The sequence below is a fragment of the Pseudarthrobacter sp. MEB009 genome, from assembly GCF_030208875.1.
In the GTDB taxonomy this organism is placed as follows: Bacteria; Actinomycetota; Actinomycetes; order Actinomycetales; family Micrococcaceae; genus Arthrobacter.
Genome location: NZ_JARVTC010000005.1, coordinates 28,659 through 53,680 on the forward strand (window position 1 = coordinate 28,659; position 25,022 = coordinate 53,680).

24 protein-coding genes are annotated in these 25,022 nt (G+C 67.2%); 16 read left to right on the forward strand and 8 right to left on the reverse strand.

Going from position 1 to position 25,022, the window contains the following annotated elements; all coding sequences use genetic code 11:
• Positions 1-2: 2 nt before the first annotated feature.
• Positions 3-935, reverse strand: a complete 933-nt coding sequence (locus tag QRN07_RS03880; RefSeq protein WP_056596382.1) for a carbohydrate ABC transporter permease — start codon at positions 933-935, stop codon at positions 3-5.
• Between the two features lie 242 nt (positions 936-1,177).
• On the opposite strand from QRN07_RS03880, the gene QRN07_RS03885 reads away from it, so the two are divergent.
• The 6 genes from QRN07_RS03885 to QRN07_RS03910 all read left to right on the forward strand — a co-directional run bounded on the left by QRN07_RS03885 (position 1,178) and on the right by QRN07_RS03910 (position 7,666).
• Positions 1,178-2,200, forward strand: coding sequence for a LacI family DNA-binding transcriptional regulator (locus tag QRN07_RS03885; RefSeq protein WP_050684006.1), 1,023 nt, complete (start codon positions 1,178-1,180; stop codon positions 2,198-2,200).
• 160 nt (positions 2,201-2,360) lie between these two features.
• Complete coding sequence (locus tag QRN07_RS03890; protein ID WP_285240368.1) at positions 2,361-2,696, forward strand: hypothetical protein; 336 nt, start codon at positions 2,361-2,363, stop codon at positions 2,694-2,696.
• Positions 2,696-4,273: a sensor histidine kinase gene (locus tag QRN07_RS03895; RefSeq protein ID WP_285240369.1), complete on the forward strand. Its 1,578-nt coding sequence runs from the start codon at positions 2,696-2,698 to the stop codon at positions 4,271-4,273. Before QRN07_RS03890 ends, QRN07_RS03895 begins: the two co-directional genes overlap by 1 nt.
• The gene (locus QRN07_RS03900; RefSeq protein WP_050684004.1) at positions 4,258-4,917 is read left to right on the forward strand and encodes a response regulator transcription factor; all 660 of its coding nucleotides are present in this window, start codon (positions 4,258-4,260) and stop codon (positions 4,915-4,917) included. The genes QRN07_RS03895 and QRN07_RS03900 overlap by 16 nt, the downstream gene beginning before the upstream one ends.
• The gene (locus QRN07_RS03905) at positions 4,914-6,446 is read left to right on the forward strand and encodes an SLC13 family permease (protein ID WP_285240370.1); all 1,533 of its coding nucleotides are present in this window, start codon (positions 4,914-4,916) and stop codon (positions 6,444-6,446) included. The genes QRN07_RS03900 and QRN07_RS03905 overlap by 4 nt, the downstream gene beginning before the upstream one ends.
• Positions 6,447-6,466: 20 nt before the next feature.
• Positions 6,467-7,666, forward strand: coding sequence for a glycerate kinase family protein (locus tag QRN07_RS03910; protein WP_285240371.1), 1,200 nt, complete (start codon positions 6,467-6,469; stop codon positions 7,664-7,666).
• Here QRN07_RS03910 and QRN07_RS03915 read toward each other — a convergent pair.
• The 5 genes from QRN07_RS03915 to acs all read right to left on the reverse strand — a co-directional run bounded on the left by QRN07_RS03915 (position 7,640) and on the right by acs (position 13,965).
• Positions 7,640-8,449: a DeoR/GlpR family DNA-binding transcription regulator gene (locus tag QRN07_RS03915; protein ID WP_050684002.1), complete on the reverse strand. Its 810-nt coding sequence runs from the start codon at positions 8,447-8,449 to the stop codon at positions 7,640-7,642. The genes QRN07_RS03910 and QRN07_RS03915 overlap by 27 nt on opposite strands.
• Before the next feature lie 58 nt (positions 8,450-8,507).
• On the reverse strand, positions 8,508-9,419 hold the full coding sequence (locus QRN07_RS03920; RefSeq protein ID WP_050684001.1) for a carbohydrate ABC transporter permease: 912 nt from the start codon (positions 9,417-9,419) through the stop codon (positions 8,508-8,510).
• Complete coding sequence (locus QRN07_RS03925) at positions 9,416-10,387, reverse strand: carbohydrate ABC transporter permease (RefSeq protein WP_050684000.1); 972 nt, start codon at positions 10,385-10,387, stop codon at positions 9,416-9,418. The genes QRN07_RS03920 and QRN07_RS03925 overlap by 4 nt, the downstream gene beginning before the upstream one ends.
• A gap of 63 nt (positions 10,388-10,450) precedes the next feature.
• The gene (locus tag QRN07_RS03930) at positions 10,451-11,761 is read right to left on the reverse strand and encodes an ABC transporter substrate-binding protein (protein WP_050683999.1); all 1,311 of its coding nucleotides are present in this window, start codon (positions 11,759-11,761) and stop codon (positions 10,451-10,453) included.
• A gap of 206 nt (positions 11,762-11,967) precedes the next feature.
• On the reverse strand, positions 11,968-13,965 hold the full coding sequence (acs, locus tag QRN07_RS03935; protein WP_050683998.1) for an acetate--CoA ligase: 1,998 nt from the start codon (positions 13,963-13,965) through the stop codon (positions 11,968-11,970).
• 407 nt (positions 13,966-14,372) lie between these two features.
• Between acs and QRN07_RS03940 the strand changes: the two genes are divergently transcribed.
• From QRN07_RS03940 to QRN07_RS03950, 3 genes are all read left to right on the forward strand, one after another.
• A complete protein-coding gene (locus QRN07_RS03940; protein WP_285240372.1) occupies positions 14,373-15,791 on the forward strand; it encodes a hypothetical protein in 1,419 nt (472 codons plus the stop codon).
• Between the two features lie 71 nt (positions 15,792-15,862).
• Positions 15,863-16,657 (forward strand): endonuclease III, encoded by a 795-nt coding sequence (nth, locus tag QRN07_RS03945; RefSeq protein WP_285240373.1) that lies wholly within the window; start codon positions 15,863-15,865, stop codon positions 16,655-16,657.
• Complete coding sequence (locus QRN07_RS03950) at positions 16,654-17,331, forward strand: NUDIX hydrolase (RefSeq protein ID WP_056596400.1); 678 nt, start codon at positions 16,654-16,656, stop codon at positions 17,329-17,331. Before nth ends, QRN07_RS03950 begins: the two co-directional genes overlap by 4 nt.
• A gap of 35 nt (positions 17,332-17,366) precedes the next feature.
• On the opposite strand, the gene QRN07_RS03955 is transcribed toward QRN07_RS03950, so the two are convergent.
• Complete coding sequence (locus tag QRN07_RS03955; RefSeq protein ID WP_050683994.1) at positions 17,367-17,558, reverse strand: YegP family protein; 192 nt, start codon at positions 17,556-17,558, stop codon at positions 17,367-17,369.
• Between the two features lie 150 nt (positions 17,559-17,708).
• Positions 17,709-19,418: a bifunctional 3'-5' exonuclease/DNA polymerase gene (locus QRN07_RS03960; RefSeq protein ID WP_285240374.1), complete on the reverse strand. Its 1,710-nt coding sequence runs from the start codon at positions 19,416-19,418 to the stop codon at positions 17,709-17,711.
• Between the two features lie 142 nt (positions 19,419-19,560).
• Here QRN07_RS03960 and ssd point away from each other — a divergent pair, with 142 nt between their 5' ends.
• The 7 genes from ssd (at position 19,561) to QRN07_RS03995 (ending at position 25,017) form a co-directional block, all read left to right on the forward strand.
• Positions 19,561-20,868 (forward strand): septum site-determining protein Ssd, encoded by a 1,308-nt coding sequence (gene ssd, locus QRN07_RS03965; RefSeq protein WP_350224278.1) that lies wholly within the window; start codon positions 19,561-19,563, stop codon positions 20,866-20,868.
• 80 nt (positions 20,869-20,948) lie between these two features.
• Positions 20,949-22,157 (forward strand): TadA family conjugal transfer-associated ATPase, encoded by a 1,209-nt coding sequence (locus QRN07_RS03970; protein ID WP_285240485.1) that lies wholly within the window; start codon positions 20,949-20,951, stop codon positions 22,155-22,157.
• Positions 22,157-22,939 carry a type II secretion system F family protein gene (locus QRN07_RS03975; protein WP_056596407.1) on the forward strand — a complete coding sequence of 261 codons (783 nt, stop codon included), beginning with the start codon at positions 22,157-22,159 and terminating at the stop codon, positions 22,937-22,939. Before QRN07_RS03970 ends, QRN07_RS03975 begins: the two co-directional genes overlap by 1 nt.
• Complete coding sequence (locus QRN07_RS03980) at positions 22,936-23,541, forward strand: type II secretion system F family protein (protein ID WP_285240375.1); 606 nt, start codon at positions 22,936-22,938, stop codon at positions 23,539-23,541. The genes QRN07_RS03975 and QRN07_RS03980 overlap by 4 nt, the downstream gene beginning before the upstream one ends.
• A gap of 143 nt (positions 23,542-23,684) precedes the next feature.
• Positions 23,685-24,074 (forward strand): DUF4244 domain-containing protein, encoded by a 390-nt coding sequence (locus QRN07_RS03985; protein WP_285240376.1) that lies wholly within the window; start codon positions 23,685-23,687, stop codon positions 24,072-24,074.
• Positions 24,074-24,478 (forward strand): TadE family type IV pilus minor pilin, encoded by a 405-nt coding sequence (locus tag QRN07_RS03990; RefSeq protein ID WP_285240486.1) that lies wholly within the window; start codon positions 24,074-24,076, stop codon positions 24,476-24,478. The genes QRN07_RS03985 and QRN07_RS03990 overlap by 1 nt, the downstream gene beginning before the upstream one ends.
• A gap of 161 nt (positions 24,479-24,639) precedes the next feature.
• A complete protein-coding gene (locus QRN07_RS03995) occupies positions 24,640-25,017 on the forward strand; it encodes an Rv3654c family TadE-like protein (RefSeq protein WP_285240377.1) in 378 nt (125 codons plus the stop codon).
• The last annotated feature ends 5 nt before the right edge of the window (positions 25,018-25,022 follow it).

Below are 25,022 nucleotides of genomic sequence, written 5' to 3' on the forward strand. Positions count from 1 at the left end.
CCTTAGTCCAGGTCCGATTCGTTGCCTTTGAGGAACTTCATCTGGATGAAGGCCACAATGGCGAGGATGGCGAAGAGGATGACGGCAAGTGCCGATCCGTAGCCGAAGTCCGATTCGGTGAACGCCTTTTGGTAGATGTAGAACTGCAGCACCCGGCTGGCGTTGACGGGGCCGCCCTGGGTGGTGACGGCCACGGTGTCGAAGACCTGGAAGGAACCGATGATGGTGACAATCAGGACCAGTGCCAGGACCGGGCGCAGCAGCGGCAGGGTGATTTTCCGGAACGTTTGCATGGGGGAGGCGCCGTCCAGGTTGGCCACTTCATAGAGGTGGCTGGGAATGGACTGCAGTCCGGCGAAGATCAGGAGTGCCGTGTAGCCCATGTGCCGCCAGGTATTGATGAGGGCCTGGGTGGGGATGGCCCATTCCGCGCTGCCGAAGAACGCGATCTTGGGCAGGCCGATGCTGTCGATCAGGAAGTTGACGATCCCGATCTGGTAATCGAGCAGCCAGAACCAGAGCAGGGCGGCGATCACGTTGGCCATGAGGTAGGGCAGCAGGAGCGCGCCCCGGATGATTGTTGACTTAGCCACCCGGTGCATCAGGAGGGCCAGGCCCAGGGCGAGTGCCGTCTGGAGCACGATGTTGATCAGGACGTACTGCGTGGTGACGCCGAGGGCGTTCCAGAAAAGCGGGTCCTTGGCGATGGCCTGGTAATTGGCGACGCCGATCCATTCCGGCTCACCCAGGATGCTGTATTCGGTGAAGCTGAGGTAGATGCCGCGGAGCGTGGGGACCAGGTAGAAGAGGACAAACCCGATCATGGCCGGCGCGATGAAGAACAGTGCGATCTTGACGTCGCCCCGTCCACGGCGCCGCCGTGTCCCGGGCAAAACCTGCTCCGCTGGACTTGCGTTCCTGGTAAGTGTGGTCATCTTCGACCCTTCCTGCATGTGATGGATGTAACAACTGGGGATGAATCTACACGAGTAGATTGGAAGTGGCAAGGAAAAGTTTCCTGCCTCAAAAGTCCATACACAGGCTCGAATGCCTGGTATCAACTCGAGTAGATCACTCGGTTCCGCGCTGGTGCTGGCGGAAAGCGCTTCCACCGGCGGCAGCGTGCGCACCTGCGCCCCTGCCGCCGTCGTGCCCTGCGATGGCTAGCATGGACACTATGACTTCCACCGCAACCCAGGCGCCGCGCAGCGGCCCGGTGACCCGCAAGGACGTGGCCCGGTACGCAGGGGTCAGCACGGCAGTGGTCAGCTACGTGGTGAACGGGGGCCCCAAACGGGTAGCTCCGGCCACCGAAGCCAAAGTCCAGGATGCCATCCGGGTCCTGGGCTACCGGCCCAACGCCGCGGCACGGGCCCTGAAACTGGGCTCCAGTGAGACGCTGGGCCTCATCATTCCTGACATCACCAACCCGTTCTTCTCCCTGTTCGCCCATGCCGTGGAAGACGCCGCGGCGGCGTTAGGCTACGCCCTGGTGCTGAGCAACTCGGACGGCAACGTTGCCAGGGAACGCAACAATGTCCGCAACCTGGCCGCACGCCAGGTTGATGGCGTACTGCTGGCCAGCGTGCTCTTCGAACCGGACCTGGCATCCCTGGAAACGGCAGATATCCCGTCTGTGCTGCTCAACCAGGAACGCGACGCACCTGGTTTCAACAGCATCGGCGTGGACCTGGCCGCGGGGGCCCGGATGGCTGTGGAGCACCTGATTGGCCACGGTCACACCAACATCGGCCTGGCTATGGGAACCAACGTCTCCGGCAGCAAGGACGGCCGTGAGCAGGGCTGGCGGGACGCCCTTCGGGACGCCGGGTTGCGGGAGGGCCCCATCACCTACAGCGAGTTCGACAGGTCAGGGGGATACGTTGCAGGACAGCGGCTGCTGGCATCGGTCAACCGGCCCACGGCCATCTTCGCCAGCTCCGACATGCAGGCCATTGGCATCCTGCGTGCGGTGCGGGAAGCCGGACTGGACGTTCCAGGGGACATTGCACTGGCGTGTTTTGACGGTTCGGTCGAGTCGGAATACTCCTGGCCGCCCCTGACCACAGTGGTGCAGCCCGTGACCGCCATGGCGGAAGCCGCGGTGGCCTCGCTGGTTGGCGCCGGCCGCGGCGAACCGCCCCGGCACCGGTTGTTTGCCACGGAACTGAAGGTCCGCCAGTCCTGCGGCTGCCCCTGACAATGCCCGCGGCCGTCGCGCCCGATTAGTCACTGGCCCTTGGTGGAGCCGGCAGGCTCCGGGCCCACCCCACTGGACTGGGCCGCAGGATTCCGGGTTCATGAAGACATCTTCATGCACGCTTCATGCTGGCCTCATACGCCCCTGCAACGATAAATGCATGCAAATGATCCGACGCGTGCTTCTGATGGTGGCGGTACTGCTTGTCCCCGCGCTCCTGGCAGTGGCCGGCACCATGCTGGCGGCCCCGGCCGGTCCGCCCCAGGTGGACAGCAGGACGGTGGAAATGGGGGCCGGTCCGGACGGCAAACCGGCCCCTGGCCTGGAGCCCACGCCCACACCTGATCCGGCGCCTCCGCAGGCACCCGCACCGCCGGCTCCGGAGCCTCTCGTGCCGGCTGCGCCCGAGGCGCCGGCCGTGCCACCCCAGCCCGTGCCGGTGGTCCCGCCGGTAGTGATCGATGACGATGACGATGACGACGTGGGGGACGACTGATGACGATTGTGGGCGAACCGACAGAGGCGCCGGCACCGGCGCAGCCAAGCCGGAAACCCCGCGGAAGTGCCTGCCGGGACCGGCAGGGTTCCAGCATTCCGGCCCGCTGGCGGATTGCCGCTTGGATCCTTCTGACCACCGCGCTGACCCTCCTTGCGGTGCTGCTGACCATCAGGTCGCTCCTGCTGAACGGCGCCCAGGCGCAGGCGCACCAGGAGATCAGCCAGGAACTTCAGGAATTCCGGGCGTTCGCCAAAGAAGGGGTGGATCCCACCACCGCGAAACCGTTCTCCTCGATTGAGAAGATGCTGGAAACCTACCTCAGCCGCCAGGCGGCCGGCCGGAATGAGGTCATTCTGGGCAGCGTGGGCCAGCGCATCCTTTACACCCCCACAGGGGCACTGGCGTCCCCGCCCGGCGGACACAGACTACCGCAGGACCAGACCATGCTGGACCGAATCCGTTCCGGCACCGCAGCGTCCGGCATCGAGCAGACCGCCGGCGGTGAGCTGCATTGGGCCAGGCTGCCTGTCACCTCGGGCACCGACACGGGCTACCTCATTGTGGGCGACTACATGGCCCCGCGCCAGGCTGAAGTCAGCGGCACCATCTTCACCATCTTCTTCGTTTCCCTGGGTGGCCTGCTGGTCACCGCCGGCAGTGCCTGGCTGGTGGCCGGGCAGATCCTGTCCCCGGTCCGTGAAGTCCGGAGGGTGGCGGACGACATTTCCGAGACGGACCTCACCGCAAGGGTCCCGGTCCACGGCAAGGACGATATTGCAGCGCTCGCCGTCACCTTCAACACGATGCTGGACCGGCTGGAAACGGCCTACCGGACGCAGCGTGCATTTGTGGATGACGCGTCCCACGAGCTCCGCACACCCATCACCGTGATCCGCGGCCACCTGGAGCTGATGGAGGACAACGCCGTGGACCGGCAACGGACCCTGGCGCTGGTGGACGATGAACTGGCCCGCATGGGCCGGATCGTGTCCGACCTCCTGCTGCTGGCCAAAGTGGACCGGCCCGGCTTTATCCAGCTGCGGCGCCGCGAAACCGCCACCCTCCTCCTGGACATCGAAGCCAAAGCGCAGGTCCTGGGGGACCGGGGCTGGCCCATCCTGGAGATCGCCGAGGGGCCGGTGCTGCTGGACGCCCAGCGGATCACCCAGGCCGTGCTCCAACTGGCCACCAACGCGTGCCAGTACTCCCCGGCCGGCTCCGTGGTCAGCCTGGGCTCCCGGTTCGAAGGCGAAGGCAGCGGACGCCTCTTCACCGTTTGGGTTGCAGACCAGGGCAAGGGCGTCGACGCCGAAGAGGCCGCCCGCATCTTCGGCCGGTTCCACCGCGGGCACGCCGCCCACCAGACGGACAGGGCCCGACCCGGCGCAGGGCTGGGACTTGCCATTGTCCGGAGCATCGCCGAGGCGCACCACGGAACCGCATGGCTCCGCAGCACGCAGGGCGAAGGGGCCACCTTCGGGATCAGCATCCCGGCCCCGGACGGCACCGGAGTTACCGAAGACCAGGAAACACGCCACAACAACGAGGAGCAGGCCGCATGCGCAAGATCCTGATTGCCGAGGACGACCGGCGGATTTCAGACTTCATCGAACGTGGCCTGCGGGCAGCTTCATACACGTGCCTCACCGTTGATGATGGAGCCAGCGCCCTGCTGCTGGCCCGGTCCGGGGAGTTCGACATGCTCATCCTCGATATCGGGCTGCCCACCCTGAGCGGCTTCGAAGTCCTCGAACGGCTCCGCAGCGAAGGCTCCCGCACGCCGGTAATCGTCCTGACGGCCAGCGACTCGGTGGCGGACACCGTCTACGGGCTGGAAAGCGGCGCCAACGACTACATGACCAAACCGTTCCAGTTCGCCGAACTCCTGGCCCGGATCCGGCTGCGCCTCCAGGATGACAACGATCCCGTCCCGGTCCTGACCCTGACGCACGGCGACATGGTCCTGGACCTCCGCAGCCGGCGGGTCCACTGCGGCGACGACGTCGCTGACCTGACCGCCCGGGAGTTTTCCCTGCTGGAAGTCTTCCTCCGCCACCCTGGCCAGGTCCTCACCCGCGAGCAGCTGATTTCGCATGCCTGGGACATGGATTTCGATCCGGCGTCGAACGTGGTGGACGTCTACGTCCGCGCCCTGCGCGGCAAAGTGGGTGCGGCGCGGCTGGAAACGGTACGCGGCGCGGGATACCGGTTGCTGTGAGCGAGGTCTATTACGCAGCCGAACCGCGCACGGCACCCCGGCCTCCCGGGAAGGACAAGGGCAGCAAGCCTTTCGGCTTCCTTGGCGCCCCGGCGCTGATCGCCCTGGCCGCCGCGCTGGCCTGCATGGGTGCGCTCGCGGTCAACGCCGCCAACGGATGGGGCCTGGGCGTCCCGGCAGCTGCAACGCTTAGCATCTTCGTTGCCGCCGTCTGGTTCTGGATCTTCTCCCCAGTGGAGGACACCTACGTTGCCTTGGGTGCAGCCGTGGCGCTGGTCATCAGCGGCACCCTGCCTGCCCAGAGCCTGTTCGATGCGCTCGGCGAGGACTCCATCTGGCTCCTGATGGCCGCGTTCGTGATTGCAGGTGCTGTGGCCGCCACCGGATTGGCAGCCCGCGGCGCTGCGTTCATTGTTTCCGGCGCACGTTCCGTCCGGCAGTTGGCCTACCTGTCCAGCCTGGGCCTGGTGGTCACGGCGTTTGCCATCCCCGCCACCTCAGGCCGCGCGGCGCTTGCGCTGCCCATCTTCCTGTCCCTCCGGGCCGCCCTGAAGGACCGGCCCCGGGTGGTGCGGATGCTGGCGATCCTGTTTCCCACCGTCATCCTGCTCTCGGCAGTGGCCTCGTTCCTCGGCGCGGGAGCCCACCTGATCACCAGCCAGGTGCTGCAGTCTGCCGGGTTCCAGGGTTTCGATTTCGCGTCCTGGCTGCTGCTGGGCCTGCCGTTGGCCCTGGCCGCCGCCTTCCTGGCCACTGAACTGGTGCTCCGGCTCTTCACCGGCCCCGCGGACCGTGCCCTGCGCCTGGACATCAGCACGGACACCCTGCAGCACGGCACCGGGACCGGGACCCGGATCACCGGGCCACTGGACCTCGACGAGCAACGTTCGCTGTTCCTGCTGGCCGCCGTGGTGACGCTGTGGTGCACCGAACCCATCCACGGATTGGACCCTGCCCTGGTGGCGCTGATGGGTGCCCTGGTAGTCAGCTCGCCCCGCTATGGTTCCGTGAAATTGGGAGCGGCCCTGAAAAAGGTGCCGTGGTCCATGCTGCTGTTCATGGCTGCCACGTTGGCGCTGGGGTCCGCCCTGGTGACGTCCGGCGCCGCCCACTGGCTGGCGCAGTCCATCCTGGGGCCGGTAGCGTTCCTCGGCGCGGCCAAGCCGTATGTTTTTGTGGTGGCAGTGGTGCTGATTTCCACTGCCGCGCACCTGGTGATCCAATCCCGGTCCGCCCGGTCTGCGGTGCTGATCCCCATTGTGATCGCCGCTGCAGGGCCGATGGGGGTGGAACCAATGGCGGCAGCATTCGCCTCCACCGCCGCCGCCGGGTTCTGCCACACCCTCACCAGTTCCGCCAAGCCGGTGGCGATCTTCGCCGAAACCAACGGTGAACCGAACTACGACCCGGCCGACCTCCTCCGGCTCTCAGCGTGGCTGGCCCCCGTGAGCGCCGCCGTCGTTATTCTCTTCAGCTTTACAGTGTGGCCCCTCCTGGGCCTGCCGCTGTTCACTCCCGCACAACCCTAGGTAAAGGTGCCCTCATGGTTATGTCAGTTCCCCAGCGAATCCTGGTTGCCCCGTCCGGTTTCAAGGAAAGCCTTGATGCCGTTGAAGTTGCCGCGGCCATTTCCGCCGGCATCAGGCGCGTTATCCCCGGAGTCCACATCACCGCCATTCCCATGGCCGACGGCGGTGAAGGCACAGCGGCAGCGCTGGCCGATGCCACCCGCGGCAAGATCATCCGGGCCAGGGTCACCGGACCGGTGGGCGCCGCCGTCGAATCGTATTTCGCAGTCCTGGGCGGATCGGACCGACCCACGGCAGTGGTGGAAATGGCAGCAGCCGCCGGCCTGCGGCTGGTTCCCGCCGATCTCCGCGATCCAGGGACCACCACAACGCGGGGGGTGGGGGAGCTGATTCTTGCCGCACTCGACCAGGGCGCCGAACGGATCGTGGTGGGCTGCGGGGACTCGGGAACGTCCGACGGCGGTGCCGGCGCCCTGCGTGCCCTGGGCGCCAGGATCCTGGGTGCGGACGGCGCGGAGATCGCCGAGGGCGGTGCGGCCTTGACCGGCGCAGAAGTCCTGGACCTCTCCGGCCTGGATCCGCGGCTGGCCGGGTGCACGATGGAACTTGCCCTGAACCCCTACAACGTTTTGTGCGGGCCCGGGGGAGTGGCCCGGGTGTTTGGGCCCCAGAAGGGTGCCGGGCCGGAGCAGGTTGAAGTGCTGTCCGCCGGGCTGGACCGCTGGGCCGCCCTGTTGTCCCGGACCACGGGGGTTTCCGAGGAGTACCTGCGGACCGGGCCGGGTACGGGCGCCTCCGGCGGACTGGGTGCCGGCCTCGCCGCTGTGGGTGCCCGGCTGGTGCCCCGTTTTGACCTGTTGCTGGATTCCGGGCTGGCCGGGGTTGACCTGGACGCGGGCATCGCTGCCGCGGACCTGGTGGTTACCGCAGAGGGGGCCATCGACTTTCAGACACCACGGGGAAAGGTGCCCGCGGAAGTGGCCAAGCGCGCGCAACGCGCAGGCGTCCCCGTTCTCGCTTTTGCCGGTTCGATCGGCAGGAACGCCACCGACGTCCATGCGGCAGGCATCGACGCGATTGCCGGGATCATTCCCATTCCCATGGACCTGGACAGGGCTGTTGCCGAGGGCGCTGCCCTCCTGCAGGAAGCCACCGAACGGACGTTCAGGGTCCTGCTCCTGGGCTCCGCGATCTCATCCCGCCTTGGCAGCGCTGCCTGAGCCGGCGAGCCGCAGCCGGCCCACTTTTTCCTGCAGCACGCGCCGGGCTTCCGTGCCGAGCCCTGGATCGCTGATGATTTCATCCGCTTCCTCCAGGCCGGCGATGGTGCTCATGCCCTGGGTGCCCCACTTGGTGTGGTCGGCCACGACCACCACCTTGCGGGAGGCCGCCACAAATGCGCGGTCCGTTTCGGCCTCCAGCAGGTTGGGCGTGGTGAAGCCCGCGTCGGGGTCCATACCGTGGACGCCAAGGAACAGGATGTCCAGGTGCAGCTGTTTCAGCGCCCCGGTGGCGATGGGCCCCACCAGGGCGTCCGACGGCGTCCGCTCGCCTCCGATCAGGATCACCGTGGAGGCGTAACGGGCCGGGCCCGCTGCCGCGGAGTGGTGGAACAGGTCCGCGATGCGCACCGAGTTGGTCACCACGGTGATCCTGGGCCCGCCGGCCAGTTCCTTGGCCAGCGCCCACGTGGTGGTCCCGGCGCTAAGTCCCACCGCCATTCCCTCATGGACCAGCCCGGCAGCCTCCACGGCAATGGCCCGTTTTTCCGCTGTCAGCTGGGTGGACTTGAGCTCGAACCCCGGCTCATGGGTACTGGCATCCCCCGGAAGCTTTGCGCCGCCGTGGATCCGCTCCAGTTTCCCGACGTCTTCCAGCACCTCGATGTCCCGCCGGACCGTCATGAGCGAGACGCCCAGCTGCTGGGCGAGATCGGACACGCGGACCACCCGTTCTCGCTGGACGGCGTCCACGATGGCCTGGTGGCGTGCTGCGGGGAGCATGGGGTTCCTTTCGGGCTGCGGGTGGGGAAGGGCTTTCCCCGTTACCTTCCATCTTGGTCTACCCCTTGCTGGAACCGAGAGTCAGCCCCGCAACAAAGTGCCGCTGGAGCACGAGGTAGATCACCAGCGTGGGGATGACGGTGATAACGGCGCCGGCGGCCAGCAGGTTGTAGTTGTTCAGGAACTGGCCCTGCAGGTTGTTGATGGCCGTGGTGATCGGGAGCCGGTTGCCGCTTTGGATGAACAGCAGCGGCCAGAAGTAGTCGTTGTAGATAAAGATGACCTGCAGGGTGCCCAGTGCGGCGAACGCAGGCCGGCAAAGCGGCATGATGATTTCGCGGTACTGCCGCCAGATGCCGGCACCGTCCACCAGGGCAGCCTCGGTAAGGTCGGCGGACAGGGCCTTCATGTAGTTGGACAGAACAAAGGTGCAGAACCCCATCTGGACCGCAGTGTTGACGGCAATCACCACAATGTAGGTGTTGAGCATGTTGCCCGAATCGCTGAACGAATACGGCACCTCGAAATGTTTGGCCATTTCGAACAGCGGCGCTGCCAGGACCTGCGGCGGGAGCAGGTTGCCGGCGGTGAACATGATGAGCAGCGTGATGTTGAACTTCCAGCTGACCCGGCTGACGGCGAACGCCATGAGCGAGGCGAAGAAGAGCGTCAGCAGCACGGCCGGAACGGTGATGATCACCGAGTTCAGGAAGTAGGTGGAGAAGCCGCCCTGGGTCCAGGCCTGGATGAAGTTGTCGAAGTTGAAGGCTCCGGCCAGGCTGAAGTAGCCGTGCTCGTTGGTGGAGGCCACCGGCCGGAGGGCGGTGAAAACGGACCAGCCCAGCGGAACCAGCCACATGATGGCCAGGACCGTCAGGAAGATGTGCGTTCCGTAGTGGCGTTTGGCCCGGTTGCCGGACCGGCCGGCAGCGCCCTGGCGCGTGGTGGCGCGGGTTGCGGTGGTGCTCATTCTTTGCTCTCCTTGCCGAAGGTGCGGCTGAGGTAGAAAACGATGGGGACAAGGGAGATGACCAGGAGAACCACTGCCAATGCAGAGCCCACGCCGATCACCTGGCCTTCACCCACCAGGTTCTGGATTACCAGCGCGCTGAGCATTTCCAGGCCGTTGGTGCCGCGGTTGATCACGTAGACCACGTCGAACGCGCGCAGCGATTCGATGATGGTGATGACCACAATGACGATGTTGATGGGGCGCATGGCCGGGAACACCACGCGGAAGAACGTCTGGTACGCGTTGGCGCCGTCAATGGAGGCGGCTTCCTTGAGGCTGGGGTCCACGCCTTTGAGCCCGGCCAGGTACAGGAGCATCACGTAGCCGGCGTGGCGCCAGGTGGCGGCGATCATGGCGGCCCAGATGTTCACCGATGAATCCCCGAACCAGTCCACTGCCTGCGGGGTGCCGGCCGTTCCGAGCAGGAAGTTCAGGAGTCCGTTGTCCCGCTGGTAGAAGAGCTGCCAGATGATGCCGATCAGGGCCAGCGACAGCATGACGGGGGCGAAGAAGATGCTTTGGTAGATCTTGCTGCCGCGGATGTTCTGGTCCAGGAGGACAGCCAGGAGCAGGCCCAGCGGGGTGGCCACCAGCGCCAGGAAGCACAGCCACAGCAGGTTGTGCTGGACTGCCGGCCAGAACGGCGGGTAGTCCTGGGTGATGTATTGGTAGTTGTCGACGCCGGCGGGCCGGATATTGCCCAGGTCCAGGCCGTTCCAGCGGGTGAAGCTCAGCCCCACGGACATCAGCATGGGCAGCCACACCAGCATCAGTTCGATCAGGGTGGGGATGCCCACCATCAGGGACAGGACCACTTTGTCCCGGGTGGAGAGCCGGCGGACGCGCCCGCTTTTGGTCCTGCGTGCAGGAGCCCCGGACGGCTCCCGGGATTCCGGCGGAATCAGTTCTCGTGCTGTGGTGCTCATGGAAGTCTTCCCTCTGTCTGTCAGGTGCACGCCGGCAACCGGACCCGGTTGCCGGCGGTGGAACTACTGGGCGGCGTAGAGGGTCTTGGCCTGGGCCTCGAGGTTCTTGACGTCCATGGAACCGTCTTTGATGAAGGCCTGCAGGGCAGGGATCATCACGTTGTTCGCCATGGCCGGGAGGGCATCCCGGTCAAAAAACTGGCTGATGTACTTCGCATCGGCGATGGTGTCGGCGCATTTTTTGTTCAGCGGCGAGAACTTGGACGTGTCCGTGCCCTTGGCGGTGGCGATGTTGGACGCATCCACGGCGGCGTAGGCGTCCTGGGCCTCGGCGGTGCCGAGGAACGCCATGAAGTCGCGGGCGGTCTGGTTCTCGCCGCCCTTCTTGGACAGCAGCAAACCGTCGATGGGGGCTTCGACGGCGTCGCGGCCTTCCATGGCGATCTCCGGGAACGCGAAGAAATCGATGTCGGCCAGGACGGCCGGGTCGGTGAACTGCTGGGTCACGAAGGAGCCCAGCAGGTACATTCCCGTCTTTTTGGCTTCCAGGGCCTTGGCGGCGTCCTGCCAGGTCTGGCCCAGTGCTGCCGGATCCTGGAAGGGGAGCAGTTCGGCCCACGTTTCGAAGACGGAGCTGACCTTGGGCTGGTCCCAGGATTCCTTGTGGGCACAGAGGTCCACATGGAACTGGTAGCCGTTGAGCCGCATGTTCATGTAGTCGAACGTGCCCATGGCGGGCCAGCCGTCCTTGTCAGCGAAGCCGATGGGAATGATCCCGTCCGCCTTCATTTTGGTGGCCAGCGCCTTGAGTGCATCAAAGGTCTCGGGGACCTCGTAGCCCTTCTCGGTCCAGAGGCTCTTCCGATAGAAGAACCCCCACGGGTAGTTGTAGTTGGGGATGAAGTACATCTTGCCGTCAGGTCCGGTGGAGGCCTTCTTCAGGGCGTCGGAGTAGTTGGCCCCGACACTCTCCCAAACATCATCGATGGGGGCCAGCAGGCCCTTTTCGGCGTAGTACTGCATGCGGTAGCCGGCGAACCAGGTGAACGTGTCGTCCGGGGAACCCTGCAGGTAGGAGTTGATCTTGTTCTGGAAATCGTTGTGCGGCACGGTGTTGATGGTGACGGCCTTGCTGTTCTTGGCCGTGAAGGCGTCGGCGACGGCCTGGTAGGCCCGCTTGGGCACATCGTCCGAGGAGCCGGAGCCGAACGTCAAACCGGAGGAGCTGCTGCCCGATGCGGAGGGGCCGCTGCCGCCGGTGCATGCTGCCAGGAACGGGATACCGGCAAGTCCGGCTGCACCGACCCCGACCGTTTTGAGGATGGTCCGCCTGCTGGGAAAAGCAGCCGCCGACGCATCAAACTTTGAAGCCATGTTCTCTCCCTTGAAAAATAGCCGTGTGTGAGACACCTCACACGACCTGACTATAACCTCTCAAAAGCGAACATGGAAGCACGGGAAATAACACTTTGGCGTCGGGAAATTTTTGAATCGTCACAAAAGGCAGCGGCCCCTTGATCGCCGTCCTGACGGGGATCATGGGGCCGCTGTGGTGGCCCGCCGGGGCCATGCTGCGGGTGTTACTTTTTGAGTGAAGCTGCGATCTGCTGCATCACCGTGTTGTCCGCCAGGGTGGTGGCGTCCCCCGGGTCGCGGCCTTCGGCAACGTCCTTGAGGAGTCGCCGCATGATTTTTCCGGAGCGGGTTTTGGGCAGCTCCGGGACCACCAGGATGTTCTTCGGTTTGGCGATCGGACCGATTTCCTTGCCCACGTGGTTCCGCAACTCCTGGACCGTGGCGTCGCCGTCGTCCACGGCATCCCCGCGGAGGATGACAAACGCAACAACGGCCTGGCCTGTGGTCTCGTCAGCGGCACCCACCACGGCTGCCTCGGCAACAGCGGGGTGCGAGACCAGGGCGGATTCGATCTCGGTAGTGGAAAGCCGGTGGCCGGAGACGTTCATGACGTCATCCACCCGGCCCAGGAGCCAGATGTCGCCGTCCTCGTCCTTTTTGGCGCCGTCCCCGGCGAAGTACATGGTCTCGAAACGGGACCAGTAGGTTTCCTTGAAGCGTTCGGGGTCGCCCCAGATGCCACGCAGCATGGCCGGCCAGGGTTCGCGGATCACCAGGAAGCCGCCGTGGCCGTTCGGGACCGACTGGCCCATCTCGTCCACCACGTCCACGGCGATGCCGGGCAGCGGAACCTGGGCGGAGCCGGGCTTCGCGGCCGTGACTCCCGGGAGCGGGGCGATCATCTGGGCGCCCGTCTCGGTCTGCCACCAGGTATCCACGATGGGGGTCCGGTCCCCGCCGATGACCTTCCGGTACCACATCCATGCCTCGGGGTTGATGGATTCCCCCACGGACCCCAGGAGCCGGAGGGAAGACAAGTCGTACTTGTCCGGGATGTCCCGGCCCCACTTCATGAACGTGCGGATGGCCGTGGGCGCCGTGTAGAGGATGGAGACCTTGTACTTCTCCACGATTTCCCACCAGCGGCCCTGGTGCGGGGAATCGGGGGTGCCTTCATACATCACCTGCGTGGCGCCGTTGATGAGCGGGGCGTAGGCGACATAGGAATGCCCGGTGACCCAGCCGACGTCGGCCGTGCACCAGTACACGTCCGTTTCCGGATGCAGGTCGAACACCGCCCGGTGCGTGTAGGCGGTCTGGGTCAGGTAGCCGCCGGTGGTGTGGAGGATGCCTTTGGGCTTGCCCGTGGTGCCGGAGGTGTAAAGGATAAACAGCGGGTGCTCGGAATCATGGCCCACCGCGGTGTGCTCGGTGGATGCCGTTTCCACGGTGTCCGCCCACCACTGGTCCCGGCCTTCGTGCCAGTCCACGTCCTGGCCGTTGCGCTTGACCACCACCACGTTCTGCACGGTGTGGCCATCGGCGGCGAGGGCCTGGTCCACTGCCGTCTTCAAGGCGCTGGGCTTGCCGCGGCGGTACGTGCCGTCCGCGGTGACCACCAGTTTTGCTTCGGCGTCATCGATCCGGGAGCGGAGCGCATCCGCCGAGAAGCCGCCGAACACCACCGAGTGGACGGCCCCGATCCGGGCGCAGGCCAGCAGGGTGATGACGGCTTCCGGGATCATGGGGAGGTACACGGCCACCCTGTCGCCCTTGGCCACACCCAGGGACTCGAAGGCGTTGGCGGCCTTCTTTACTTCCTCGGTGAGCTGCGCGTAGGTGTAGGTGCGGGTGTCGCCGGGTTCGCCCTCAAAATAGATGGCAACGCGATCGCCCAGGCCGTTTTCCACGTGCCGGTCCAGCGCGTTGTAGGCGGCGTTGACTTCGCCTCCCACGAACCACTTCGCGAACGGCGGGTTGGACCAGTCCAGGGCCTCGGTGAAGTCCTTGTCCCAGGTGAGCAGTTCACGGGCCTTCCTGGCCCAGAACGCGGGCCGGTCCGCTGCGGCATCCTCGTATTCCTGCGCGGAGACCACGGCGCCGGCGGCGAACTCCGGGCTGGGCGGGAAGGTGCGGGTCTCGTGCAGCAGGTTTTCGAAAGCATCGCCCTGTTGCTGGCCTGCCGGAGCGGTGGCCGTGGAGCTAGGAGTGTCCTGGGACATGTGAACCTCATCATTCATCGATCTTTGCTGCGCGGGACACCGGGCAGGCCGGGTCCGGCCGTTGCGCGGCGCCGGGCACGGGCCAGTCACGGGCATCCCGCAAAGAGCTGTTCCGGAATCAAGCGTAATGCTTGATGCCGGGCCCTGTGTGCCGTGTCACAGCCCGGCCCGCGAGCGGCAGCCATTAAGCGGTGAATGGTGTTGGCGGCGAATTTTTTTGGCATCCGTGGCGGCGCGTGGCCAGCTAGTGAACAGGTGGGCTGTTGGCTAGGCTGAGATGGAATCGTGACTTTACTGCAGTGCGCTTCGGCGGGGCCCTGCCAGGGCCCGCCGCTGCGGATCCGCTGCCACGACGGCGCCATCTGGGTTCCCCCGGACCCTGGCGCCGCCACGCTAAGGAGAGACAAATGAACCAGCAGAGCTTCGGCCAAAAGACCGGCCCCGAGACGAAGGCGGGGCCCGGCGCAGGTCCAGCGGGCAGCGCAGCGCCCGGTGGGCAGACCGGAAACCCGTCCGGTACGGTCAACCCAGTGGCCGGCAATGACACCAACCAGGCAGTGACGGGTCCGTTCACCGTCCGGGACCTCGCTGTCTTTGCTGCCACGCTGGTCATGTTCGTCGCCTCGCTGCTGCCAATATTCGGCGGCTTGAACCTGTGGAACCTGAACAACCTCTTTTTCCTGGGCCTGGGCATCGTCCTTCCGCTGGGCGTCAGCGCGCTTTTCGCCTCCCGCCGGTTGGCGCCAACCACCAGGATCCGGGTGGGCTCGCTGTCCATCGACCAGTTCGCATCCGTGGTGGCCTCCTTTGCGGTGGCCTTCTTCTTCCTGGCCGCAGCCAGCAGCTACGCCCCGGTGTTCCTTGTGGGCCTGATCGGCGCCTTGATCCTTTTTGCCGCCACGGTGCTGGGCCGGTTCCTGCCGTACATCTCCGCTGACTTCAAGGGCCGCGCCGAAGCGCCCGCCCACGTGGTGGCCCGCGAGGCCGCCGTGCCGGTTCAGAAGCCCCGCACCCCCAAGGCCCCGAAGCCTGAGGCCGTCACCAAAACGGGCACCGGTTCGACCACCGCAGGCGCCACCCCGGCCGGTTCCACCACGCCGGGCCTGGGTGGAAAAGTGTCTGGTGGGTCCGGCTCGGGTTCGTCCGCTGTACCGGCTGCCGGATCCAGCAATGGTCCTGCCGCGGCGGCTGCGGCCGGTGCCGCCGCGCCCGCTGCGCCCGCTGCCTCCACCGGTGCAACTGCCGGCAGCATCGGCGCCTCGTCCGCCGCAGCAGCGGGATCCGCCGCATCCGTCCCCTCCGCATCCGGTACCGCCGCGCAGGCCGGACGCACCTCCGGTGACTCAGGACCCGCGACCCAGGCCGCCGACGTCGTCCGCCCCGCAGCTGCCACCGCAGACGAACCCCACCATCACGGTTCTGCTGCCGCCAACGCGTCCGCGGCCCCCGCCACCGGCGTACTTCCGGCCAGCACGCCGGCCGCCGCCGGTTCGTCCGCCCCCGGGGACCCGGCCGGGCAGCGTACGGAGCCGCCGGCAGCCACCGCAGTGCATCAGCAGGTCCGCCGCGATGAGCCCATCGGCGCCACCGTGGATCCCGCGAACCGGCCCGAAGAGCAGGACGACCAGTCTGCCCACGAGGCCTTCTGGTTCGCCGTGGCCCAGCACCGCACCGCGTTCGATCCCCGTTCCGGCGAACCGGCATTTGTGATCGAACCCGGCGGCTGGGTCCTGGCCCTGGAGGACCGAGGGAACGAGTTCCTGGTCCAGCACACCGACGGCCGGCTGGGTATCCTTCGCGACCTCAGCAACATCGAGCGCGGCTAACTTCCATGGCCGCGCCCCGGGTTGCGAAAACACCGACGGCGGTTCCGCCAGCCGCAGGGCAAGCCGCCGGGATGCCGGTGGTTTCGTCCGAGTCGGTGCTTGCCCTGAAACGGCGGGCGCGGCGCATCAACGGGGCCCTGGCGGAGAAGTATCCGTACGCGCATGCCGAACTCGACTTCCGCAATCCGTTTGAGCTGCTGGTGGCCACCGTGCTGTCCGCGCAAACCACCGACGTGATGGTCAACCAGATCACGCCGCTGCTCTTTACCCGGTTCCCGGACCCCCAGGCCATGTCGGAGGCCGAAGCCGAAGAGCTTGAAGCCATCATCAAGCCCACCGGATTCTTCCGGGCCAAGGCACGGAACCTCCTGGCCCTTGCCACCCGGCTGGTGGACGAATACGACGGCGTGGTCCCCGGGCGCCTTGATGCGTTGGTGACCCTCCCCGGGGTGGGCCGGAAGACGGCAAACGTGGTGTTGGGCAACGCGTTCGGTGTTCCGGGGATCACGGTGGACACGCACTTCGGCCGGCTGTCCCGGCGGTTCGGGTGGACGCAGTCCGAGGATCCTGTGCGGATCGAATCGGACGTGGCGGGGCTCTTCGAACCCAAGGACTGGACCATGCTGTCCCACCGCGTGGTGTTCCACGGCCGCCGCGTCTGCCACTCCCGGAAGCCTGCCTGCGGGGCCTGCCCGGTCGCCAACTGGTGCCCCAGTTACGGCCTGGGCGAGACGGATCCGGCCAAGGCAGCCAAGCTCCTGAAATATGAGCTGGCGCCCGGCAGTGAGGCACTGCTGGAACGGTTGCTGGCGGAGACGGGCAATGCTGCCGAAATCCGGATGGAATCCCAGAGAAGGAACCCTTGAGCGCCCGCAACGACCTGATGGATCTTGCCAGGCGGGTTGCCGGCGGCACAAACCCCGCACCGGATCCGCGGTGGGCTGCACTGACAGTTGATGCGCAGACCGCCCGCGAAGCCGCGGTGCTGATGCTGTTCGGACAGTTGGACGATGTTCCGGCCGTATCCGGCAAGCCCTTGGCGCCGGCAGACCTCGATGTGCTGTTGCTGGAGCGGGCCCACACCCTGGGCTCTCATCCGGGGCAGGTTGCCTTCCCCGGCGGCGGCCTGGACGCGGGGGAATCAGCGGTGGCGGCGGCACTGCGGGAAGCCGAGGAGGAAACGGGACTGGACCCGGCCGGCGTCGAAGTGCTGGGTACCCTGCAGCAGCTCGGACTGGCGTACAGCAACTTCCTGGTGACGCCCGTGCTGGGCTGGTGGCAGGCACCCTCGCCTGTGCACGTCGTTGACTACGGCGAGTCAGCCCAGGTTTTCCGGGTACCGGTGCGCGACCTGCTGGACCCGGACAACCGCGCCATGGCCACCGTGCACCGTGCAGGCCGGACCTTCGACAGCCCGGCGTTTGTGGTTAACGGGGTGGTGGTGTGGGGTTTCACCGGCATTGTCCTGAGCGGGCTCTTTGACCAGCTTGGCTGGGCCGTCCCGTGGGACCATGACCGGCTGCACCCGATGGACGGGTGACGGCTGGTTCCGATTGCGGCTGGTTCCGATTCCGGTCAGGCCTGCTGCTGGCGCAGGTCCACCACAATTCCGGTGGCTGCATTTTCCCGCATGGCCTTGACGCCGTCCCGGAGCGTAGCCAGGGACTTGAAGTTCGGTGAGACGGCCACCGTATTGCCCTCTGCGTCGGTGAGCCGCAGCCTGTACGAGTTGTCGCCAACCCGGTGAATTTCGAATCTGCCAGCCATCGACCGGACCTCCTGTGTGCGTCATTGCATACGTCATCGCAGCACCGGTCTGCATCAGTCGCCAGTACAAACTGTAGTGGGCGTCACAGTGCCCGTCGAGCTACCGCCCGGTAGGTTACTCCGGGTTCCGTAGCATCCGGCGCGTGTTGACTACTTGGCGTTGTCGTAGGAGTCCACCACGGTTACGCTGACCGGAAATTCCACCGGAATCCGGCCGAACAGCAGCTCCTTGGCGGCACTGGCGGCGTCCTCGATGGCCTGGATGCACGCCCCCACGGCCGCTTCCGGTGCGTGGACCATCACTTCGTCGTGCAGGAAAAAGACGAGTTCCGCCCCGGCCGCACCGTCCGCCCGGATGGTGCGCAGCCGCCGTCGTAATTCCGCGAGCCAGCACGCCGCCCAATCCGCGGCGGAGCCCTGGACCACAAAATTCCGGGTGAACCGCCCTCGTGAACGGGCAATGGACTCGGCGCGGCGCTGCTCCTCCGCGCTGGCGGACTGCTGGCTCCGGTACCACAGGGGAGATGGTGGCGGGCTGCTTCGGCCCAGCCGGGTGGTGACGGTTCCGCCCGCTTCACCTGCGCGGGCGGCGCGTTCCACAAAGTCCACGGCACGCGGATACGTCCGGGCGAGCTGCGGCATCAGCCGGCCGGCCTCCCCGGAGGTGGCCCCGTACATGGCACCCAGCAGGGCCATTTTGGCTTTGGCCCGGTCCCCGCCGAAGCCCTTGGCGGCGATTCCGGCGTAGAGGTCCTGGTCCCGGGCGGCCTCGGCCATCACTGTGTCCTGGGCCAGGGCCACCAGGACCCGGGGTTCAAGCTGCGAGGCGTCAGCAACGATCAGCTTGTGGCCCGGATTGGCGTGGACGGCGGCTCGGACCTGGCGCGGAATCTGCAGGGCGCCGCCGCCCCGCGAGGCCCAGCGGCCCGACACCACACCGCCCACCACGTATTCGGGCCGGAACCGGCCGCCGGCCACCCAGGCGTCCAGCCAGGCCCAGCCGTTCGCCGAATGCAGCCGGGAAAGCTTTTTGTATGCCAGCAGGGGGCCGATGGCGGGATGGTTGGATTCCTTCAGTTCCCATTGCCGGGTGCTTTTGACCTCGATGCCGCTGCGGTGCAGGGCGCGCATCAGCTCCTGCGGTGAATCGGGGTTCAAACCGGGAGCGTTCAGCAGCCCGCGCAGTTCGCCGGCCAGTTGTTCGAGCTTTACGGGGCGGCGGCCGGCGGCAGGGCGCGGGCCGAGGTAGCCTGCCAGCAGATCCTCGTGCAGGTCCTCCCGCCACGGAACACCCGCGTGCTGCATTTCGGCGGCGATCATGGCCGCCGCGGATTCGGCAGCAAGCAGCAGGAAAAGCCGGTTGCGCCGGTTATCCTCCGTGCCGGCCTGCGCCAGGGTGTCCTGTTGGGCCGCGTATTCCAGCCGCAGCTCATCAGGCGTGAATCGTGGCGTGGCATTGGTGCCGGGGTCCTCGAACAGGGCGCCCTGGTCTGCCGGGGGAGGAGGCGGCAGTAACGCTTTGGGCGGGAGAAGGGTGTCCTCGGCGGGCGTCCGGTCGGCACTTTTCGCATACGCCGTGTGGGCGGTGAACTCCGAGAAAGCCAGGATGTTGCCGCACAAGGACAAGTCGTAGCAGCGTTCCAGCTCCACCCCTGCACCGAGAAGCGCCGGGTACCAGTCCTGGGTGCGGTGCCAGATCCAGCGGGGCGCCTGCCTTGTGTTTTCCAGGCTGCGGACGACGGCGGCCAGTTCCGCTGCGGGGATCAGCTGCGGTTCCGGATTGGCTGGCAGTGGATCGCCTGCCTGGGTGAGCTCCTGCAGTGACGCGCCGTTGGGGTGGGCGGCGAGCAGCAGGTACATGCTCCAATTGTGCCCTGTCCGGCGGGGGTTCCTGATCGGTGGCCCGGGTTGGGGCGCGGGTGGCCGGCGCTGCGGCGCGGGTTTTCCACATAGGGGCAGGGGCACCTGCCGGGTGTGTGCATTTCGGTGGAAAGTGGCAGTCATGAGCAGGCACCAGCTGGGTCCGCCCCACCCGGGATCAAAGACGCCGGAAATTCTTACCGTCGGCGTCACCGGTGACGCGTCCGGCGCCCACGGTCCGACGGCACCTGCTGGACCTGGCGAACCTGCCGAGACCGCCACACGACGGTCCGCAGCGTCGGGTCCGGCCGGATTTTTTGGGACCAGCCTCCGGGGCCGGACCCGCTCGCGTCCACAGGACAGCGATGAGCCGGCGGGTGTGTGGCTGCCCGGGGAAGCAGGGGAGGTACTGCTTGTCACCGGATCCGGCTTTCTGCGGGCGGAAGTGGAGCGGATCGCTGCAGCAGCGGGCGCCCATCTTCGGATCGCAGCTGATTCAGGAGAGGCCGCGCGCTACTGGGACCAGGTGCACTCGGTACTCGTGGGAAGCGATATCAGGGAGCTGCCGCCGCGGCGCAGGGCGCCAGCCGTCGTCGTCGGGCTGGACGGGGAAGGCGACAGCCTCTGGCACCTGGCCGCGGCCTTGGGGGCCGAGCGTGTTGCCGTCCTTCCGGATGCTGCCGCCTGGCTTGCCGGCCATCTCAGCCGGGCGCGGGCCCCGGGACCCGGCGGTTTGGTCCTTGGGGTGACAGGAGGCTGCGGCGGGGCCGGGGCAACCACCGCCGCCATCTGGATTGCGCAGGCGGCAGCAGCCCTGGGGGCAAGGGTGCTGCTGGTGGATGGCGATCCGTGGGGTGGCGGGCTGGAACTCGCCCTTGCGGCCGAGGAATCGCCGGGCCTCCGCTGGCCTGATCTTGCCGAGGCGCGCGGCAGCATCGACTCCGCCCAACTGGCGGACGCGCTGCCCGTCTGCGGAGGTTTCGCGTTCCTGTCCTGGCCCGCCAGCCGGGAGCAACCAGTATCTGTGCCACCGGCAACCACGGCGGGTGTTTTGGAAGCGGCCCGCCGGGGCTACGAATTGGTGGTGGTGGACATCGGCCGGGGCTCCGGTCCGTTGCGGACTTTCGCCTGGGACTGCGACCGCATCATGGTGGTGGTCCCGGCCCAGCTGAAAGCGGCCGTGGCTGCTGTCCGGTTGCTTCACGAACTGCCACCAGTGGAGGCTTCGCTATTGATCCGGAGCCGGCGCGGGGCAGACCTGGACGCGTTGCAGATCTCCGATGCCGTGGGGCTCCCGGCGCACGGCCGGTTACCGGACGTGCGCGGCGTGGCTGCGGCAACCGAGTCGGGCCGGCTCCTGGGCCTGGGCAGACGTCGCCGCGTCAGGGCCTTTACGGCCGCGGTTTTGGATGGCCTGGGCGACGGCCTGCCCGGTGAGGAAGGACCGTGAGGGAACGGGCCGAGCCTTGGGGAGGGGAGGGGGGAGGCGACCGCGATGCAGTGCAGGCGCGCCGAGCCTGGTCGGGCGGAATAACCGGCCGCCGGGCCGGGACTCCTTCTGCAGGCAGGCAGGACGCCGGTCCATCGGTGGATTCCGGCCTGCTCGAATCGGTCCGTGCTTCCGTCATGGCGGATCCCGGGGCTGTCACACCATCCCGTGTGGCTGCGGCGGTGCAGGCCACCGGCAGGTTGCTGGGAACTGCCGGCGCGCTGGCCGCCGTCGAACGGATCAGCGCGGAGCTGAACGGGCTGGGCCCGCTGCAGGAGCTGACCCGTGATCCCGCAGTCACCGACATCTTTGTGAACGGTCCCGGGTCGGTCTGGGTGGATCGGGGGCAGGGTGTTGAACGGGTACGGGTGTACTTCGATGGAGAGGCGCAGGTCCGGGCATTGGCGTGCCGGATGGTGGCTGCCGGTGGCAGGCGGTTGGATGACGGCTCACCCTGCGTGGATGTGCGGCTGCCGGGCGGCTACCGGATCCACGCGGTCCTGCCGCCCGTGTCCACTGCCGGCACGCTGCTCAGTATCCGGATCCGCAGGGAGCGGGTGTTCAGTATGGCTGAACTACGGCTGGCAGGCATGTTTGACGGGCTCCTGCAGGACGTACTTGAGGCAGTGGTGCGGAACCGGCTGAACTTCCTCATCAGCGGCGCGACCGGGTCAGGCAAAACCACGCTGCTGGCCACACTCCTGGGGCTTTGCGCTCCGGCTGAGCGGCTGGTGCTCATCGAAGATGCATCGGAGCTGAATCCCGTGCATCCCCACGTTGTGTCCCTGGAGTCGCGCCACGGGAACGTTGAGGGCGGCGGCACGGTTGATCTGGGCGAGCTGGTGCGCCAGGCACTTCGGATGCGCCCCGACAGGCTGGTGGTGGGCGAGTGCCGCGGCGCGGAAGTCCGGGACCTGCTGGCGGCGATGAATACCGGGCACAGCGGCGCTGGCGGGACCATTCACGCGAACGCTGCGGCCGCCATCCCGGCCCGGCTCACGGCCTTGGGAGCACTGGCCGGGCTGAGCCCGGAAGGAGTGCGGCTGCAGGCCAACAGCGCCCTGGATGTGGTCATCCATCTTGACCGGACTGCCCTGGGGAGGGCAGTGACGTGCGTGGGGATCATCGGAGCAGGGCCGGCCGGACTCATGGTGACGCCGGCCCTGCGGCTGGAAGGCGGCCGGACGGTGCGGGGCCCGGGATGGGCTGTCCTCGCCGGACGGCTGGAGCTGGACCAGGAGTTCGTGTGATGGAACTGGCCCTCGCCGTCCTGCTCTTCCTTGCTGCAGCACTGACCCTGCGGCCGCCAAATGGAGCGAGGGCGAGGCTCCGCCGTGTCCGGCAAACCGGGCCCCGGGTTGCCGCATACCCGCCAGGCCCGGTGGTCAGGGTTGGCTCCGGCTTGCGGTGGCCGCCGGGCCGCAGCCAGTCGATGCAGTCCCCGTCCATGACCTTGCTGGTCCAGCAGCTGGCAGCCCTGCTGAAAGGAGGACGCGCCCCCGCGCGCATCTGGGACGAACTGTCCAAGGTCCAGGACAGCAGCGGCGGACGGGGGCGTGGGAACTTGTCGGCAGGCTCAACAGCCATGGTGGCTGCGGCGCATGCCGCGGCTTTGGGCGGCATGCCCGTGTCCGCGGCGCTCCGCCGGGCACTGCCAAAGGTGTTTCCCCGGCAGGGGAGCGAAACCCGGATCTGGTGGAACCTGGCTGCGTGCCTGGACATTGCCGAAGCGAGCGGCTGTCCTCTGGCCGACGTCCTCACCAGGTTCGCGGCGCAACTGGAAGCCGAAGACGACGCAGAAGCCGCACGGCACACGGCGCTGGCCGGCCCAAAGGCCACAGTCAGCCTGCTCACGTGGCTCCCCGTCCTGGGGCTTGGCCTTGGCTCGGCGCTGGGAGTCGATCCCTTGTCTGTCCTCCTGCAGACACCGTTGGGGCTGGGTACGTTGGCTGCCGGCCTCGGCCTTACCGTCGCTGGAAGGCTTTGGTCCGCACGGCTGGTGGCGGCTGCCGCCGGTGCTGGACAGCCATGAGTGGCGAAGCTCCCGCGCTGGCACTTTTTGCCGTGCTCGCAGTAGCGGCCTGGATTGGTGTGTCCGGAAACGGGCGGTCAAGGCGTTGGATCCGGAACTGGCCGCCACCTGGAACTGTTGATGGGGACAATGAGGCGCGCCGCAGGGGTCCCCCCGGTGGCGTCGAAGGGCTGGCGGACACAGCCATGATCCTGGAGCTCGTGGCGGCCATGCTCGAAGCGGGAGCCGGGATCGGGCGCGCCCTTGAGCTGGTGGCCGCCTCAGCAGACCCGATGTATTGCCAGGCCCTGCGCCCGGTGGTCGCAGCGCTTGCAATGGGCGCCGACTGGGAGACCGCATGGGGGAGTACGGGCGTCCGGCCCCAAGGAATCCTGGACTTGCAGGAGGCCCTCGGATTCGCCGCCCTGACCGGGGCGCCGTCGTCGGCCATTCTCTATGCCCAGGCGGCCAGGCTGCGGCGGGAACGCTTCCGGGCGGCGGAAAAACGCGCCGCGACCCTGGGCGTCAAGCTTGTTCTCCCGCTGGGGTTGTGCTCCCTGCCGGCCTTCATTTGCCTCGGTGTCGTTCCGGTGCTGCTGGCACTGCTGCCATCCGGTGCCTGAGCGGACGCCGCTGTCCCGTCCTCCACAGAGTCGGGCCGCGGCAGGTTATCCACTTAGCCCGATTGCCTCCTTTCAGCAGCACGCCTGCCCCTGAAGACTCGATGGGAGCCGGTCATCCGACCGGCAACACGGAAGGAAAGCACATGGCCATGAACCATCGCCACCCACATTCCAACGCTTCCGATGCCAATGGCGGCCCGCCGCCCGGACCAAGGGAGAGACGGCGCGGGAAGCTCTTCAGGGGTTCCGGGGAGGAACCGGCCCGGACGGATCTTCCGGAGAATGTGGTGGAGCTGTATCCGGGTGCCAGCCGGACACGCCACACGCTGATGAGTGGTCCCCGGCTACGCACTGCCCGGATACGACAGCGTCGCGGCAGTGCTTTTGCCCAGGCCGGAATGGCCACAGCGGAGTACGCCATAGCCACCCTGGCAGCTGTCGGCTTCGCCGGCCTGCTGGTGTTCATTCTCCGCAGCGATGAAGTCCGGGGTTTTTTGCTGAACCTGATCCGGACGGCATTGGCGCTTCCGTGATGGTCCGCGGGGCTGCAGTTGGCGGGTGCAGGGACCGCTCCGGGGGCAGTGTCACGGCCGAGTTCGCCGTCGCGCTGCCGGCCGTGGTTGCCTTGCTGTCCATGTTGCTTGCGGGTGCGGCGGCAGGAATTACCCAGCTGCGGCTGGAGGCGGGCGCCAGGGCCGGGGCCCGCGCACTGGCCCGCGGCGATGGACCGGAGACGGTCCGCGGGACAGTGGCCGCCCTGGCCGGGCCCTCAGCGTCAACGTCGGTATCGTCCCAGGGCGGCTGGTTGGGAGTTAAGGTCACGGACCGGGTGGGTGGCACCTTGGGAGCGATCATCCCCTGGACCCTTACAGCCACTGCCTCGGCACAGAGCGAGCGCGGGGTGCCCGACGTCACTGGGACCTGGCCGGGCCCCTGACTGCCCACCGGTTAATGATCGGGTTCCGCACGGTCGGGAAGATGAGAGCCGCACCAAGGCAGGCGGACACCGCGTCCGTGCGGCGTGGAAGCAACGCCGGCAGCAGTCAACAAGCCCGCAGGAGGGGCCTTGGAGGAAGAAAACCTGTTCAGGGAGGCAGCATGCCAGCGGTAGACGAACGGGCTCATCCAACGGATGACCGCAGGGAGCGCGGCTCGGGGACAATGTTGGCCTTGGGGCTTGCGGTTGTGGTTATGCTTGCCACCGCGCTGGTCCTCCTCTTGGCCCAGTCTGCGGTGCTGGCCAGCCGTGCGGCGGCCGCAGCCGATCTGGCAGCGCTCGCAGCCGCGGACGCCCACCGCGGAATTACGGCGGGGGACCCGTGCGCGGCGGCGGCCGTGGTTGCGGCGCGCCATGCCGCCGCGCTGCTGAGCTGTTTACCGCGCCCCGACCTGTCGGTGGAGGTTCGGACGGAAATGCTCCGGCGGACCCTGCTGGGTCCGGCAACGGGTCATGCCAGAGCCGGTCCGCCGCCGTGACCGAG